Annotated in this window: 17 protein-coding genes; 7 read left to right on the forward strand and 10 right to left on the reverse strand. The window is 45.6% G+C overall.

The window, feature by feature from the left end; translation table 11 throughout:
* Position 1 precedes the first annotated feature (1 nt).
* Complete coding sequence (locus SD10_RS11500; RefSeq protein WP_046573929.1) at positions 2-1030, reverse strand: GlxA family transcriptional regulator; 1029 nt, start codon at positions 1028-1030, stop codon at positions 2-4.
* Between the two features lie 692 nt (positions 1031-1722).
* Here SD10_RS11500 and SD10_RS11505 point away from each other — a divergent pair.
* From SD10_RS11505 to SD10_RS11525, 7 genes are all read left to right on the forward strand, one after another.
* Entirely contained in the window at positions 1723-2964 is a 1242-nt protein-coding gene (locus SD10_RS11505; RefSeq protein WP_046573930.1) for a serine hydrolase, read from the forward strand.
* Positions 2965-3367: 403 nt separating this feature from the next.
* On the forward strand, positions 3368-3679 hold the full coding sequence (locus SD10_RS11510) for an antitoxin Xre/MbcA/ParS toxin-binding domain-containing protein (protein ID WP_316933138.1): 312 nt from the start codon (positions 3368-3370) through the stop codon (positions 3677-3679).
* A 3-nt stretch (positions 3680-3682) separates the two neighbouring features.
* Positions 3683-3835 carry a hypothetical protein gene (locus tag SD10_RS29090; protein WP_227699203.1) on the forward strand — a complete coding sequence of 51 codons (153 nt, stop codon included), beginning with the start codon at positions 3683-3685 and terminating at the stop codon, positions 3833-3835.
* Positions 3772-3933, forward strand: coding sequence for an RES domain-containing protein (locus SD10_RS30050; RefSeq protein WP_227699234.1), 162 nt, complete (start codon positions 3772-3774; stop codon positions 3931-3933). Before SD10_RS29090 ends, SD10_RS30050 begins: the two co-directional genes overlap by 64 nt.
* Positions 3934-4957: 1024 nt before the next feature.
* Positions 4958-5566, forward strand: coding sequence for a hypothetical protein (locus tag SD10_RS11515; RefSeq protein ID WP_046573932.1), 609 nt, complete (start codon positions 4958-4960; stop codon positions 5564-5566).
* 171 nt (positions 5567-5737) lie between these two features.
* A complete protein-coding gene (locus SD10_RS11520) occupies positions 5738-6577 on the forward strand; it encodes a S41 family peptidase (protein WP_158500561.1) in 840 nt (279 codons plus the stop codon).
* A gap of 177 nt (positions 6578-6754) precedes the next feature.
* A complete protein-coding gene (locus SD10_RS11525) occupies positions 6755-8002 on the forward strand; it encodes a peptidase associated/transthyretin-like domain-containing protein (RefSeq protein WP_046573934.1) in 1248 nt (415 codons plus the stop codon).
* A gap of 60 nt (positions 8003-8062) precedes the next feature.
* Here the strand turns inward: SD10_RS11525 and SD10_RS11530 are convergent, their stop codons facing one another.
* The 9 genes from SD10_RS11530 to SD10_RS11570 form a co-directional block, all read right to left on the reverse strand.
* Positions 8063-8401: a hypothetical protein gene (locus SD10_RS11530; protein WP_046573935.1), complete on the reverse strand. Its 339-nt coding sequence runs from the start codon at positions 8399-8401 to the stop codon at positions 8063-8065.
* Positions 8402-8837: 436 nt separating this feature from the next.
* Positions 8838-9044, reverse strand: a complete 207-nt coding sequence (locus tag SD10_RS11535; RefSeq protein ID WP_046573936.1) for a hypothetical protein — start codon at positions 9042-9044, stop codon at positions 8838-8840.
* Positions 9045-9069: 25 nt separating this feature from the next.
* On the reverse strand, positions 9070-10053 hold the full coding sequence (locus tag SD10_RS11540; protein ID WP_046573937.1) for a glycoside hydrolase family 43 protein: 984 nt from the start codon (positions 10051-10053) through the stop codon (positions 9070-9072).
* Between the two features lie 127 nt (positions 10054-10180).
* Positions 10181-10369, reverse strand: coding sequence for a hypothetical protein (locus SD10_RS11545; protein WP_046573938.1), 189 nt, complete (start codon positions 10367-10369; stop codon positions 10181-10183).
* Between the two features lie 46 nt (positions 10370-10415).
* Entirely contained in the window at positions 10416-10670 is a 255-nt protein-coding gene (locus SD10_RS11550; RefSeq protein WP_052731161.1) for a hypothetical protein, read from the reverse strand.
* A gap of 205 nt (positions 10671-10875) precedes the next feature.
* Positions 10876-11652 carry a glucosamine-6-phosphate deaminase gene (locus SD10_RS11555; protein ID WP_046573939.1) on the reverse strand — a complete coding sequence of 259 codons (777 nt, stop codon included), beginning with the start codon at positions 11650-11652 and terminating at the stop codon, positions 10876-10878.
* A 137-nt stretch (positions 11653-11789) separates the two neighbouring features.
* Complete coding sequence (locus tag SD10_RS30055; protein WP_046573940.1) at positions 11790-11972, reverse strand: hypothetical protein; 183 nt, start codon at positions 11970-11972, stop codon at positions 11790-11792.
* Complete coding sequence (locus SD10_RS30060) at positions 11969-12241, reverse strand: hypothetical protein (protein WP_046573941.1); 273 nt, start codon at positions 12239-12241, stop codon at positions 11969-11971. Before SD10_RS30060 ends, SD10_RS30055 begins: the two co-directional genes overlap by 4 nt.
* On the reverse strand, positions 12238-13563 hold the full coding sequence (locus SD10_RS11570) for a sugar MFS transporter (RefSeq protein WP_046573942.1): 1326 nt from the start codon (positions 13561-13563) through the stop codon (positions 12238-12240). The genes SD10_RS30060 and SD10_RS11570 overlap by 4 nt, the downstream gene beginning before the upstream one ends.
* Between the last annotated feature and the right edge of the window lie 6 nt (positions 13564-13569).

Here is a 13569-nt window from a genome sequence, read left to right on the forward strand (position 1 = left end):
TCTAATTATTGAGTAATTCAGTGATACCTGCATTTTTTAGTGCCGTGCGGAAAGTTCGCCTATAATCAGAGGGCGTTACATTCAAGTGTCTTAAAAACGTGCGTCGCATGCCGACCAGGTTGACTAGACCACACTGTTCTGCTATCCTTTCCAGCGAAATATCTGTATCTTCTAAAAGTTTGCGTGCAGCTTCCAGACGGAACTTTTCAATATATTTTGCAGGTGGCATACCAGTCTGTTTATGAAATACACGTGTGAAATTCCGGGTGCTCATGCTTAAATGATCGGCCATGCGCACAACATCGAGCGGCTCATTTAAATGCTCTTTTAACCATTTGTGCAATTTACCGGCAATGTTTTCGGTTTCATAAAGCGGAAGAAGGTTACCAAATTGAGACTGGAAACCGGGCCTGCTTAAGTAAAAAACCAGTCTTCTGGCTACCCGTATCGCGATATCCCTGCCGTAGTCTTCTTCAATCATCGCGAGGGATAAATCTATGCCGGATGTTACGCCAGCAGATGTATAAATGTTGCCATCACTGGTAAAAAATTGATGTGCTTCTAACTGAATGGCTGGATATTCTTTTCTAAGGGTTTCGCTACGTTCCCAATGAGTCGTAGCCTTTTTCCCATCGAGCAATCCAGCTTTAGCCAAAGCAAAAGCGCCACCGCAAATTGAACCGATGCGCCTTGTTTTAGCGGTATCAATACGACTAAGCCATTCATGAAATTCGGCCAGGCGGGTATTACCTTCAGTGCTCCGGTCATTACCTGCAATTATCAGTGTATCGAAAGGTTGCTCTATTTCCATCGCATGATATGGGCATTGAATTTCAATACCGGTCCGGCCGCGCACCTTCCTGTCTTTTGTTGGCGCAGCGATTAATACGTCATATCCTTCCGGGAAACCGGCATCAACAAGGCTGCCATTTGCATTACAAAAAACATCCGAAGGGCCTGCGAAATTCAGTAGCATGTTCCCCGACATGACCACAATTACAATTTGCTTTCTTTCAGGATTACCGTTCATAACCCAAAATTAGGACCTGGCTAATATGTCTCAAAGGACATAATTTAGTCAATTTAGGCCAAACGGTTTTTCCCTGGCTCGGTATGCATTTAGGAAAATCAGATCGTTGAAGATAAAGGTGCTAAAAGGTGCGAAAAAGGTTTTTCCACTTGTATGGGGTAGCTAACGAGACTGCTCGCTAAACTATGCCTCAGGTGAACAAGGGTTACAATCTCTATCTTTCACTATCGGTACCAACGTGTTCGACCGGTCTACCGTCGCGGTCCGAGGCCTTCAACCAGGAGGCTCAGGAACAGGATTCTGAACTCAGCGATGAATCGACCAAACCCTGATCCCGGCTCTAGATAAGCGGAGCCGACATTACTTGGTATGGGAGCCAGCCCGATGGGGCGGATTAGCTAAAAACTGCCATTAAACTCCTTCCCTTACGCAAACCTACAAAGGGCCACAGAGTGACCAGATCATATCAATATCCGATACCACCTCATATCAATATCTGATTCCTCCCAAACTGATCCACTCTACTTTTGACCCACTCACGGAGCCATCCTTAATTGACGGGTAACGGAATCAATTCACCCTGGGTATCGACCAGGCTTTCCTGATTCCAATAACGATCCAGATCCTATGGGATAAGTAGCCGTCGACCGTTTAGACTCATCTTTTCAACAAGTAAAAAACTGCCTCCCCTTATGAAATCTCAACTCAATTTGCTCGTACTGGTTTTTCTCGGTTTACTCTTAAGTTTGACCGCCTGCGATAAAACCGTCGATGTTGGCCCCAACGGCGCTTCGCTCAATACTGACGATCTGATAAAAGCAATTGCCAAACGACTCGATGGCAAATGCGTGGGCTACCAGGTCGTTGTTTCGGTCAATGGCATCCAGAAAAGCAGTCACGCCTATGGAGATGCCCGGCTGGCTCAGGATGGCAATGCCCGGGCGATGTTCATCAATGATAAATATAACATTGCCAGCTGTAGTAAAACCATCACGGCTGCGGCCCTGCTGCGAGCACTAAATGCAAAACAGAAGTCTGTCAATGATTTGATGTATCCCTATCTACCCACTCACTGGAAATTAGGCGATGGGCTAAAAACGGTCACGTTTAAGCAGCTCTTGACTCACCAGTCTGGTTTTGTCGGTAAAACGTATGGATCGGGGTATGACAGTCTGAAGAAACTAGTGAGCGAGGGTCTGGTGGACAGTAAAAAGCCGGCAAAGTACAACAACGCCAATTATGCCCTCATGCGTTTTCTGATTACAACCCTGGGTGACTACTCCGTAACGAAGATATCGGCGGCTACCACCACGGCCAGTTCGCTGACGGCTTTGGAAGCCAAGCAGGCCCAGGAGTATGCCGATGACTACATTGATTATTGTCAAAAATATGTACTTGGCGTGTCGGGAGCCGGCATGAGCACCCTCGTTTGCAAACCAACGGATGCAGCGCCTGCGCTTTGCTACCAGTTTCCCAAAGACAATGGCCCAGGCACCGACTTCGGGGACATGACCTTGACCAATGCTGAACGAGGCTGGACCATGTCGAGTGTACAGATGGCGGCTTTTTTGAGTACGCTTCATTTTACGGAAAAGATTATCCCAAAAACGCTCTCGGATATGATGATCAATGATGTAGCAGGGTATGACTCTCGCGGGCAGACGCCTAATAAAATGGGGTTCTATGCCAAAAATGGCGGCTATCCGGGAAAGTACGCTGACAAAGTGTTAGACGGGGCAAACTATGGTAAGAAGTATAATAATGGACAGCTAGAGACCTGGTTCTTTGGTTTTGATAATCAAGTACAGATCAGTTTCATTGCCAACTCACAAGTGTTGATCACGGCTAATTCAAGCACGGCTCCCAATGGCGAGTATGCTTCAAGTTCAATCCTTGCTGCTTTTGACGAGTGGTACGGATCAATCAAGAAATGAATGTCAGGATACAGTCTTGTCCTAAAAGAAACTTGACATTTTTCTGAACGGTGGCCCAGTAGGAGGGAAGGGGCTGGAAACGGCCCTTTTTGCGTTCAATAAACTCGTTCAATGTAGTTGTTTACGGTTTCTACTCGCTCTATGCTTTTTCTGGACGCTTTTAACTTAAAGCACCGATGCTTCAGGACCGGGCAGCTCGAAGTGAATTCCTGTAAAGCATAATTACAAACATGTTGCTTGCCTAAGATCGAGCTATGCGTAGTAAAGAGGCCAAATGGCGTTTACCTTAGTGACAGAAAATTGTAAACTCATGGGGCTAAGCCTAGATACAAAATAGACAGGTGATGGCTTTGCCATTGTCGAACAGTCGCGAGCAGGCTTAAGCCGAGCCAAAGCTGATGAAGTGGTTAAACCTATTGGGCTAACCAACAAAGAGATGGCGCGCATCCTGAATCTCTCCGAGCGTACCTTACATGGGCTACAACCTGACGCCCGATTAGATAGCAATGCCTCAGAGCGACTATCATTACTGGAGGTATTAATCAAGCACGGACTAGACGTATTTGATGGGCGTACCGACGTACTGGGCCGCTGGCTGCAGGGGCCTTTACCGGAACTCCGTCGACAGGCGCCCGTTACGCTCTTAGACACTACCACTGGCTTTAGCATGGTGCATACCGTATTGGGACGGATCGAACATGGCATCTACTCCTAAGGCATGGCATCAATTGAATCGTCGGTACGTGTTTACCGGCTTATTAAAGAACGCTTTCTGAGTACACTCCTCTCAGCGGAAGGAGCGCGACGATTAGGGGGCGCTGGAATCCGCCCGGCGTTGGTATTCTCTACACCTCGGCTAGCCCTGAGTTAGCCCTGCTGGAACAGATCGTGCACTTACGGTCATTACCCTATAGCGACTTACCTCGATTAGTGCTGTTATTGTTTCTTCGTAAAGTGCAAATGCTATAAATGGCAAACAGACGAGTCAGGACGCAGACGAATGCCATGAAAAGGGTACCTGAATGAACCTGCTTCATGAAGCCTGATTGGAAAGGTAACTCCTGACAAAGCTATATATGACCTTATAGTAGAAAAATCCTAAAGTGAATCAAATATTGTACTTTATTTAGTTGAGTTGTATAAGTAATCTTATGTTAAGGGAATATTCTAAGAATAGATCCCAAACATGTGCGAGGAAAGTAACGCCTACAACCCCATAAATTGGCCATAAAAAAAGCTCCCACTTTGGGGAGCTTACCGCATCGGAGGCAACTCGTTTACCGAGACCGCATCCGATAGATCGTCCGACCCCGATAGCCAACTAAGGGGCCACCAACTTCAATAATACGGGGTCGAGCTGGGCGGTTGATGTGCATAAGATTCGTTCGCTCCGGCGACCCGGTTCATGTTCTTTGTTGTTTGTGAATGTGCTACAAAGATGGGGGCTAACCCCGTCAGCCACCAATTGAATTCGTACCAACCGTCGGATTCAGGGGACGAAATGATCAAACACAGGGTTAAATGGTAAAAGGTGATGATTGAACTATTCCAAGGGCTAGGCGAGTACAAGATTATATTTATAGTATAAAATGAAGATATAGGACTTTTGAAGAAGGAAAAAAGTAAAAGCCAGACAACTTGGGAGTCACCTGGCTTTCTTTTCGCTCTGTGTGCAATCCTAGGGCTGCGTTTTAAGTGCATCTAAGACTACTTCGAGTGAAATATAAGTACCTAACTAAGTCCAGAAGCAATTGTTTAAACGTATAGGCTACGTTTCACCCGTTTAGAAAATATAGCCGTTTATTTTTCAAACTAAGCTTTAATTGACCGCCCTATAGAGGTTTCACAAAAAGTCAGGTTAACATATTGGAGATTATACAACAGCTTCACTCGGCTATAACTTGAATAAATATAAACTAATCGTATTTTAATTATCTTATTTATAGTATAATTGGTTTTCTAGACAGTTTGTATCTCAAACCTAGATTATCCCATGAATACCATTACACAACTATTCGCACTGTTCATTACCTGCACTTTACTGAACAGCTGCAAAAAGCAAGAACCACAAGTGCAGTCGACTGCTAATGTGCTGACCAATGGAGATTTTGAAGCATCACCCTATCAGGATTGGATTAGTTCGTCTTATAAAGCAGCGACTACCAACCCCAATAACTATTCTGTCGTTTATACGACCGATGCGGCTTCATCGCCGACTCACTCGATTAAGATTAGTTTGAATGCCTCACCGAGTGACACTACGTTTCATGTCTTTCAGCAAGTAATCAATCAGACCACTAAATCGATTCCCACAGGGGCTAAACTAACCTTGAAAGTCAAAATCAAGACCGCTAATTTACAGGGCAATGGCGTTTCATTGGTCATAGGAGGGAATCGGGGGGGCGATGCCAACTATGCTCCTACTTTTTATACGTCCACGGAAGGAAAAATCTCAATTGTGGGGACAAATGATTTCAAAGAATATTCGCTCACCTTTGACGCCTTGCCCGCCAACACATCGACGCTCTACGTAGCGCTGTTTTACTTGCCCAAGACTACTGGGACGGTTTATTATGATGATGTCTCACTGAGTGTCAACTAAGATCAAGAAGCAATGAAAATGGCTTTTCGTAGCGAGGTCCACTGGCCTAAACCGGCCTATCCTCTAGTAGTTCTGCTGCTTGTAGGTTGTCTAGCCGCCTGTCAGCAAGATCAAGCACCTGCCCCTACGTCAACTGCTGCCCAAACTTACCTTGACCAATTGGTTAGCTCCATGAAAACCAACTCGATTCATCGAAAGACGATTGATTGGGTAAGCTTTCAAGAACAAGTCAATGTCAAAGCGCAAGGAGCACAAACCATTGCGGATACGTATCCTGCTATCCAGCTAGCCTTAACCTTACTAGACGATCATCATAGCTTTTATACGTCGGCTGAGGGAGAGGTGCTCCACAGTAATTCTCCAGCTACTTGTAGTGATGTTAGTCCAGCTCCCGTACCAAATTTAGCGGCGATCGGCTATATCAAGATCACTAATTTTGTGGGTACTGGCTCAGCCGCCACCAATTTTGCCCAAGCTCTTCAGGATGCCATAAAAAAGGCTGACTCAGATTCTATCCGGGGCTGGATTGTTGATTTACGGGGAAATTATGGGGGAAACATGTGGGCGATGTTAGCGGGCGTAGGTCCCATCTTAGGTGAAGGACTTGCCGGATATTTCCTGGACCCAGACGGCAACTACTCGACTTGGTCTTATCGGCTAGGGGTAGCCCAACTGAATCAAACCCCGGAAGTAAAGGTCAATAGCCCGTATCAGCTCTATAAACCAAATCCTAAAGTGGCTCTCTTAACCAATCGGTCAACGGCCAGCGCGGGAGAAGCCATCGCTATTGCGTTTAAAACTCGTGATCAGACCCGTAGTTTTGGCACCCCCACTTGTGGTGTATCGACAGGCAATATTGACATTCCCCTTAGTGATGGAGGCCGATTAACGTTAACCACAGTAACAATGGTCGATCGAACGAAACGGATTTATGGGCAGTCTATTGAGCCGGATGAATCCTCGTATTCATCTACTGCTGTGGACAATGCCATCGCTTGGTTATTACAATAACACAGCACAATTCATCTTAACACCTAGTCAACTGGTATAACAATCGTTCTACAGCAGCTCCACGTAAAGTACAATATATAGCCGTTGAACTGACTAGCCATTTATTGTACTTTTTCTAACTCTGTCGTATAACTAGGATTATGTTATTGAATTATTTCGATAAACAATTAACAGTAAATGAATTACGAATCTAAACTAGGTGCAATCATCAAAGGTGTCTTGTTAGTAATGTTACTGGTCTACTCCTATGGTGGATATGCTCAAACGGGGTATATCATTCATGGGCAAGTTATAGATGCCGTCACAGGCAGACCCATCCCCTTTGTTACTCTCTCGGTCGCTGACGGCCAAGTCAGTAATGAAACCAATAGCCAAGGGTATTTTAAACTGAATGTACCCCAACTGCTCAGGCAGGATACCTTAAGTCTTCTAGCTATCAACTACCAGTTAAAGCAAGTACCCCTGCTCAGACTTGCTTTGACTGATACTCTTATTCGACTCAACGCTTTCCAAGTTGCAGCTTCTCCAACTGACACATATTTCAGTCTGGAAAGATCGTTTCAGGCTAGAGATACTTTATTAAAGGCGGTGGCGGCAATTGCTAAAAATTACACTAGAAAGCCAACTCTGTTGCGTGGCTTTTATCGAGAAACGATCAATGAGCAAAGTCCTAATTTATGTGTTTCTTATGCCGAAGGGCTAATTGATATCTATAAGCCAGCCTACTCTTTCACTAAAAAGAGCGATCAAATTCACTTTGTCAAAGGCCAACGTAAGCCCTTGACTGCCTTCAAAATTCCGGTACTAACGCCAGGCCCTTGGGTTAGTAATATGCTGGATATTATTAAATATCAAGAGTTCTTATTTCGGAATGGCCAGCTTAACAAAGATTATGTCTTTGAGCTGAATAGCCAGACGATGATCGGTGGTCAATGGGTTTATGTAATCAACTTCAAACCTCGCAGTTTCTATAAGACAAGTGGTTATTTTGTCGGTAAATTATTTCTGACGAAAGACGATTTAGCGATTGTGCATGCCGAGTATGAGTTGGCCGAGCGAGGCCTTAGCTTATTGAACAAAAGTCTAAACACTCAAGTGTATTCAACTCATTTAAGTAAGCGTAGCTATGTGGCTAACTACACCAAATTTGGTGATTCTTGGTCTTTTCAGAGTGGTAGTATCGAGAATACGTTTTCGCATATTCCCTCAGCATCTGCTTTTCAGTCCCGAATTGATTTTGTGGTAACTCGTCGTCAAGAAGGGGATAGCGACACAAAGCCCTACACGGCTGATCAATTGGTTGATTATAGCAAGATGACGATGTCCTCTTTTGACCAGACTAGCGCCACCTTCTGGAAGGAAGAGAATTATTTACTACCAACTCTTTCTCTGCCTACACTACTTACAGGAACTACTGATCGATAAATTGTCCTCCGTTTTTGTTATATAAGTGGCATTATGTAGAGCTAAGCCATTTGAAAGCTTTTATTTTCGATACCTGAAAACTAAGTAAGGGATGCTCCCAGCATTAGGATAGAAGCCGTCTGAGATTCGATATGCTCCATTAGCACCTAACTCTTTACATTTCAGCTTTAACCTTTCTTTTACCATCTTATCGGTGATAGCCGTACCTACGGAAATGGTAATTACTCCCAGCCGCTTGATGTCTGCGGGAATATCTCTTTCCAATAGGAAGATTGTAAGGGTGGTATCGCTAACTACTTGGCCATCACCAATGGTACTACTATCAGTAGGAGTAAATTGAGTCGTGGCGCACCTTGCAAGTGTCCACCCTAAAAACAGCAAAGCGATTACTGGTTTCATGAGAAAGCTGTTGTATAATCTATGTTATGTTAACCTGGGAGAAAAGTTAAACAAAACTCAGTTTTGTTTAACAAGCGAGATTGCGTTTTTTACCGAATAAAACCTGGCTGTCAGATTTGCAATCCGTTTTCATGGCCGAAACGTGTTCAGCATAATGGACACTACGCTTTCATCATAAAGTACTATTACGCTTCTGTTTAATTTGTGCAATACATAGGGGAGATTCTTGCAATGACACAACTTTAAATACTAATTAATCTGATCACGAAAACCCTTATATAAGTGAAGGTTCATCATTTACGGAACAGACAGCTCCTTTACTTAAAAGTCAATAAACTAAATGGATACATTCCTTTATTGGCAAGGGGATGGCACTCTATCGGATGCCTTTTACCTCTCACCCTATTCTAGCCTACTTGTTGGGTAACCTGGCCAATCAATCAACTTTCTTAATCTCGGTCGCACTGAGCGTGATGGTGAATTCGCGCCGTTGGCTGTTCCAGCAATGCACACGCTGGCCATACTGACTGATCACCGGAACAGGCCAGTCAATTTCGCCGTTAGCCGCCACTAACTCCTGAGCAATCTGCGGGTTAATTAGCGTCACTAAGTCGTTTAGCTTAAACTCGTGGTTTGTCTTCATGGATGAATATCACGCACTTCACTCCTTATTTTTCGGCCATTATCGGTACAATGACCTCCTTCCCTTTCACACTAAATCTAAACACCCCCGCTTTTTCATCCCATTCTTTTTCCACCGGCACGATCCGTGTCCGGCGGGGGCCTACTTTTTCTGATGAGTTGTGAATGTGGTAGACATAATACAACTGCTTGTCTAGTCCTTCAAATAGGTCACCATGGCCTGATCCATTTTCGCCAACGATCGAACGGTGAATAATCGGGTTGTTTTTATATTTTACCCAAGGCCCGTAGGGTGAATCGGCCACGGCATAGCCAATCGCATAATCGATGTTCTGAAAATGATTGGCCGAATAAAACAGGTAATATTTATGGTCCAATTTTATAACGGTAGGCCCTTCCATAATGGGGGCTGATTTATAATTGGGTGTTGCCTCCCAGGGCTCTGTCTGGCCAAAACATCGCTTTAAGGTTTGGGGATTTATCATTCCGGTTTTCAGGTCAAACTCGGCAACATACAGGTAATTACCTTTGTCAAACCGAACACAGTAGAGATAATATTTACCATCGGTGTCCTTGAAGATATAGGAATCGATATTTTTCTCAGACCCATCAATGGGTCCAACTTCTTTTTGCCGGTATGGTCCCAACAACGATGTGGACTCCGCTAAAACGGTTTGTTCATTGGCCGTATAGGTAAGATAATACGTGCCGTTATCGTTGAGGATCTGGGGTGCCCAGAAGCCTTTGGTGCCAAAGGTATGGTCGCCTTCGGTCAGGATCATACCCAGCGAATCATTTGCCTTGGCAGGCACGGCCCATGTTTTGAGGTCTTTTGATTCTAAGATGGCAAATCCCTGCGGCCCGCTACTTCCCCCTTTTGACCCGGTCAGGTAGTACTTGCCTCCCTCAACATAGATGGTTACATCGGCAAAAAAAATCTCTCGGTTTGCCTGGGCTGATGCCTGCAGGAAAGCCAGTAAAAGGAGAGAATAAGTAAGAAACGATTTCATTCTTTCGGGTTCAAAAATGTTGTCTTATTGACGGGTGGCGATTAAGGTAGTTCCTGATGAGGAGCGTTCGTATCTGGCAAAGCAAATGCGTAAATGAATGAGAAATAGTGCAGGGAGTGGTAATTGATCAGGTGGGTCGTGAATTCGGTTGCGACTCGGTCGTTTTCAGCTCAATCGCCCGCATGGTGTCTTTTCTCCCTTCTGCATAGCCAAACGCGCGCCCCCAGACAAAACCAGCAATAAACCCCACCATAAGCAGCAGGCCAATCCATAGAAACAGTCGGCGGTTCGGTTGCCGGGCAGCAAGTGATTTCATGTATTACATCGGTTACGGCCGTAAGTTTACAAAACAGACCCCATATTTACGGTAACCGTCCGGCCAACCGCATGACCTGCGTCGCCTGAAACTGGCCACCCCTAGCCGTTCGAAACCCCGCCCGGTTCAGTTCGGCCGCAATCTGTACATAGTTTCGCCCGGCCTGACGCATTATCGCAATCATGGACGAGGCCCGACGGTTATTTTCATTTTTAGCCGCTCGTCGAATATTTCCGGCCACTCCTTTTTGTTGGGCTTCAGCCGTCAGGTTTGATTGGACGGCCTGTTTAATATCAGTCAACTACTATCCGTTGTGTACGTCTGATCCTGAAAAAGTTGTCAAGGTATTACCACCTTGCTGCCTATCCTTAACCAACGTGATTTCAGGCAAACGAGTCGCACCGAAACGACAAAACTACCCCAACACGAAGTTAAATAAGTTTCGTGTCTGGATTATTAGTACAGTCCCAGGTAGTCATTTACTGGCTCAATCAGCTAAGCTAGTGTTAAAGGAATGAACCACTATCCTGATCAATAAAAAGAGTTGCGTTAACATGGTTCCGTAAAATAGTAGAAGGGTATTGCTCCGAAATAACATCTGTCAGCGTGTGGTGGATCGCTTCTGCTTTGTGAGCTGCCGGTACCATACAAAAAATAGCAGGTGCTTTGATCAGCGCTGGAATTGTGAGTGTTAGGGCGTATTCAGGTACTTGATCCAGGGTGGCAAAACAACCGTCGTGAACTTGCTGCCATCGACTTGTCAAGTCTAAGGCAACCTTCTTAATGAGGGTAGGATCATCGAAATGAGCAACATGAGGATCGTTGAACGCGATATGGCAGTTTTCGCCAATACCCATGCAGACAATGTCGGTAGGGTAGTCTTGAAGTAACGATTCATAACGTTTACTCTCAGCCTCAGGGTCGTTGTTCCCACGAATGTAATAAATAGCCCGCAGCGGTACTTTGGCAAATAACTTGTCTTTTAGGAAGTTGCCAAACCGTTGGGGCGCGTCATCGGGCAGGCCGATGTATTCATCCATATGAAAGGCATTGATACATTCCCAGGCAATATCGGGTTGTTGAGCAAGTGCATCCAGAAACTCGTTTTGTGAGGGCGCAGCCGCGAATACAATGTTGACAACAGGTTGTTTTTTCTGCAAGTCCCGAATCGTGGTGGCAGCGAGCTGTGCTGCATTTTCGCCCAGGCGCTGCCGATTTTCGTATAGTTTAACCGTAAGCTTGTCAACGCTGAATTCGCGTAAGACGGGGATTTGTGTATCCATAGTATGAGTTTGTGCTAGGTCGCTGGTTTATTGTCTGGGCCAGGCCCCACCTTGGTCTCTGAGGTTGCAGGTAGAGGGCCAAGCCAGTCTGTAGCTCATAGATCAACCTTATTTCGAGTAAACAATTTTTCCCTGGATCATTGGGGTGCTAGTTGTAAAACGCTGATCGAAGAGGACAATGTCGGCATCTTTGCTTTTGGCCAGCGAGCTTTTCGGCGTTCGATGCCCATGATGCGGGCGGGTGTCGTGCTGGCCATTCGGACGGCTTCCAGTAGCGGTACATCGGCTAGTTGCCCCATATTCCTGACAAGGCGATTCATGGTGGCAACGCTACTCGCAAACGCTGTTCTATCAGGTAGTTTAGCAACGCCATCTTCCTGAAGTCGAAGCCGCCCCCGCCATGCACATGAATATCGATGAAACAAGGAGCCACAAATTGCCCTTTCGCGTCTATTTCAACTGCATCGGGAACATCGACTGGCCCCTCATGGACACCCAAAACCTGACCATCGCCAATGACAATGGTTCCACCCTGAATGGCACGATAAGGAGTTAACAGCGTTCCGTTAACTAGTTTATGTAGCATCATGAGAAGCTCCACCGTTTTACTTTGTGCCCATATATGGCGTAATAGATCAGATATAAATAGCAGGGGAAAAGCACCCAATAGGCTGTGTGCACTGAATATAAGTCGGCTAAATAGCCGTAAAAAAGTGGCATGATAGCGTTACCACACAAACCCATAATCAGGATAGAGGCCCCAAGTTTTGTAAAACGGCCAAGTCCATCCAAGGCCAGCGGCCATAGTCCAGCCCAAACCAATGAGTTTGCCAGACCCAGCAACACAACAAACCAGATAGACATATCAGCGGTATGCCCCAGAAACGTTACGGTTCCATTCGTGAAAATGATGAGTAAAGTGAATAGTGCTCCTAACAACGTGCAGATGCGTAAGGCGTTTACCTGGCTAATGAAACGGGGAATGGTGATGATGCCAATGACGTAGCCACAAATGGTGCAGAACAAGGTATATGAAGGAAAGACCTTGGCCTTGAGCAGGTCAATACCCATTGAATTCGCATAACCAATAATCGTGTCGATGGCAATGACCTGCGTACCTACATGCAGGAAAATGGCGAAAGCGCCCAGCATCAAATGCGGGAACTGCAGAATACTAGTTTTTCCGGCATTAGCGGTTGCTACATCTGGGGTTTCATGTTCCGTGTCGATTTCGGGAAGGGGAGACCGGTATACGAGATAGCCCAGCACAAACAGAAATGTACCCAACACCGCATAAGGCGGAATGACACGCCGAACCAGTTCGTCAAGAGCAGCTCCCCGCTGGTTCGCACTCATCGAGCTTAATTGTGCAAATAAATCTGTATCGGTCGGGCGCAAAATGACGGCGGCAAAAACCAGTGGCGAGAGAATCCCGGCCGCTTTGTTACAAATGCCCATGAGGCTGATGCGTTGGGCAGCCCGTTCTTTAGGACCCAGTATAGTGATATACGGATTCGTTGCCGTTTGTAGAATAGCCAGTCCAATTCCAATCGTGAATAAGCCCATCAGGAATACTGCGTAGGTGCGGGTCATAGCGGCCGGAATGAAAATAAACGCACCCAGCGCCATAGCCCAAAAACCAATCATCATGCCTTTTTTGAACCCGACGGCTTTCAACAGATAAGACGCTGGAACCGACATAATAAAATAGGCAATATAAAAGGCAAATGCGACGAGATAAGCTTGAAAACTGGTCAACTCGCAGGCAATTTTAAAGTACGGAATCAGGATGGAGTTCACCCAGGAAATAAAACCGAAGATGAAAAACATGAGCCCGATCAAAAAAATCGAAATCTTGGTTTCCCGCCTGGTCAGGCGATTCGTGTCGAGGAGTAGGGTATCTGTGGCCATATGGTT

The sequence above is a fragment of the Spirosoma radiotolerans genome, from assembly GCF_000974425.1.
In the GTDB taxonomy this organism is placed as follows: domain Bacteria; phylum Bacteroidota; class Bacteroidia; order Cytophagales; family Spirosomataceae; genus Spirosoma; species Spirosoma radiotolerans.

Bases quoted from the DNA above. Each gene is read 5' to 3' on its own strand.
- SD10_RS11500 (WP_046573929.1), bottom strand. From the start codon at position 1,030: ATGAACGGTAATCCTGAAAGAAAGCAAATTGTAATTGTGGTCATGTCG.
- SD10_RS11505 (WP_046573930.1), top strand. From the start codon at position 1,723: ATGAAATCTCAACTCAATTTGCTCGTACTGGTTTTTCTCGGTTTACTC.
- SD10_RS29090 (WP_227699203.1), top strand. From the start codon at position 3,683: ATGGCATCAATTGAATCGTCGGTACGTGTTTACCGGCTTATTAAAGAA.
- SD10_RS11515 (WP_046573932.1), top strand. From the start codon at position 4,958: ATGAATACCATTACACAACTATTCGCACTGTTCATTACCTGCACTTTA.
- SD10_RS11520 (WP_158500561.1), top strand. From the start codon at position 5,738: ATGAAAACCAACTCGATTCATCGAAAGACGATTGATTGGGTAAGCTTT.
- SD10_RS11525 (WP_046573934.1), top strand. From the start codon at position 6,755: ATGAATTACGAATCTAAACTAGGTGCAATCATCAAAGGTGTCTTGTTA.
- SD10_RS11530 (WP_046573935.1), bottom strand. From the start codon at position 8,401: ATGAAACCAGTAATCGCTTTGCTGTTTTTAGGGTGGACACTTGCAAGG.
- SD10_RS11535 (WP_046573936.1), bottom strand. From the start codon at position 9,044: ATGAAGACAAACCACGAGTTTAAGCTAAACGACTTAGTGACGCTAATT.
- SD10_RS11540 (WP_046573937.1), bottom strand. From the start codon at position 10,053: ATGAAATCGTTTCTTACTTATTCTCTCCTTTTACTGGCTTTCCTGCAG.
- SD10_RS11545 (WP_046573938.1), bottom strand. From the start codon at position 10,369: ATGAAATCACTTGCTGCCCGGCAACCGAACCGCCGACTGTTTCTATGG.
- SD10_RS11555 (WP_046573939.1), bottom strand. From the start codon at position 11,652: ATGGATACACAAATCCCCGTCTTACGCGAATTCAGCGTTGACAAGCTT.
- SD10_RS30055 (WP_046573940.1), bottom strand. From the start codon at position 11,972: ATGAATCGCCTTGTCAGGAATATGGGGCAACTAGCCGATGTACCGCTA.
- SD10_RS30060 (WP_046573941.1), bottom strand. From the start codon at position 12,241: ATGATGCTACATAAACTAGTTAACGGAACGCTGTTAACTCCTTATCGT.
- SD10_RS11570 (WP_046573942.1), bottom strand. From the start codon at position 13,563: ATGGCCACAGATACCCTACTCCTCGACACGAATCGCCTGACCAGGCGG.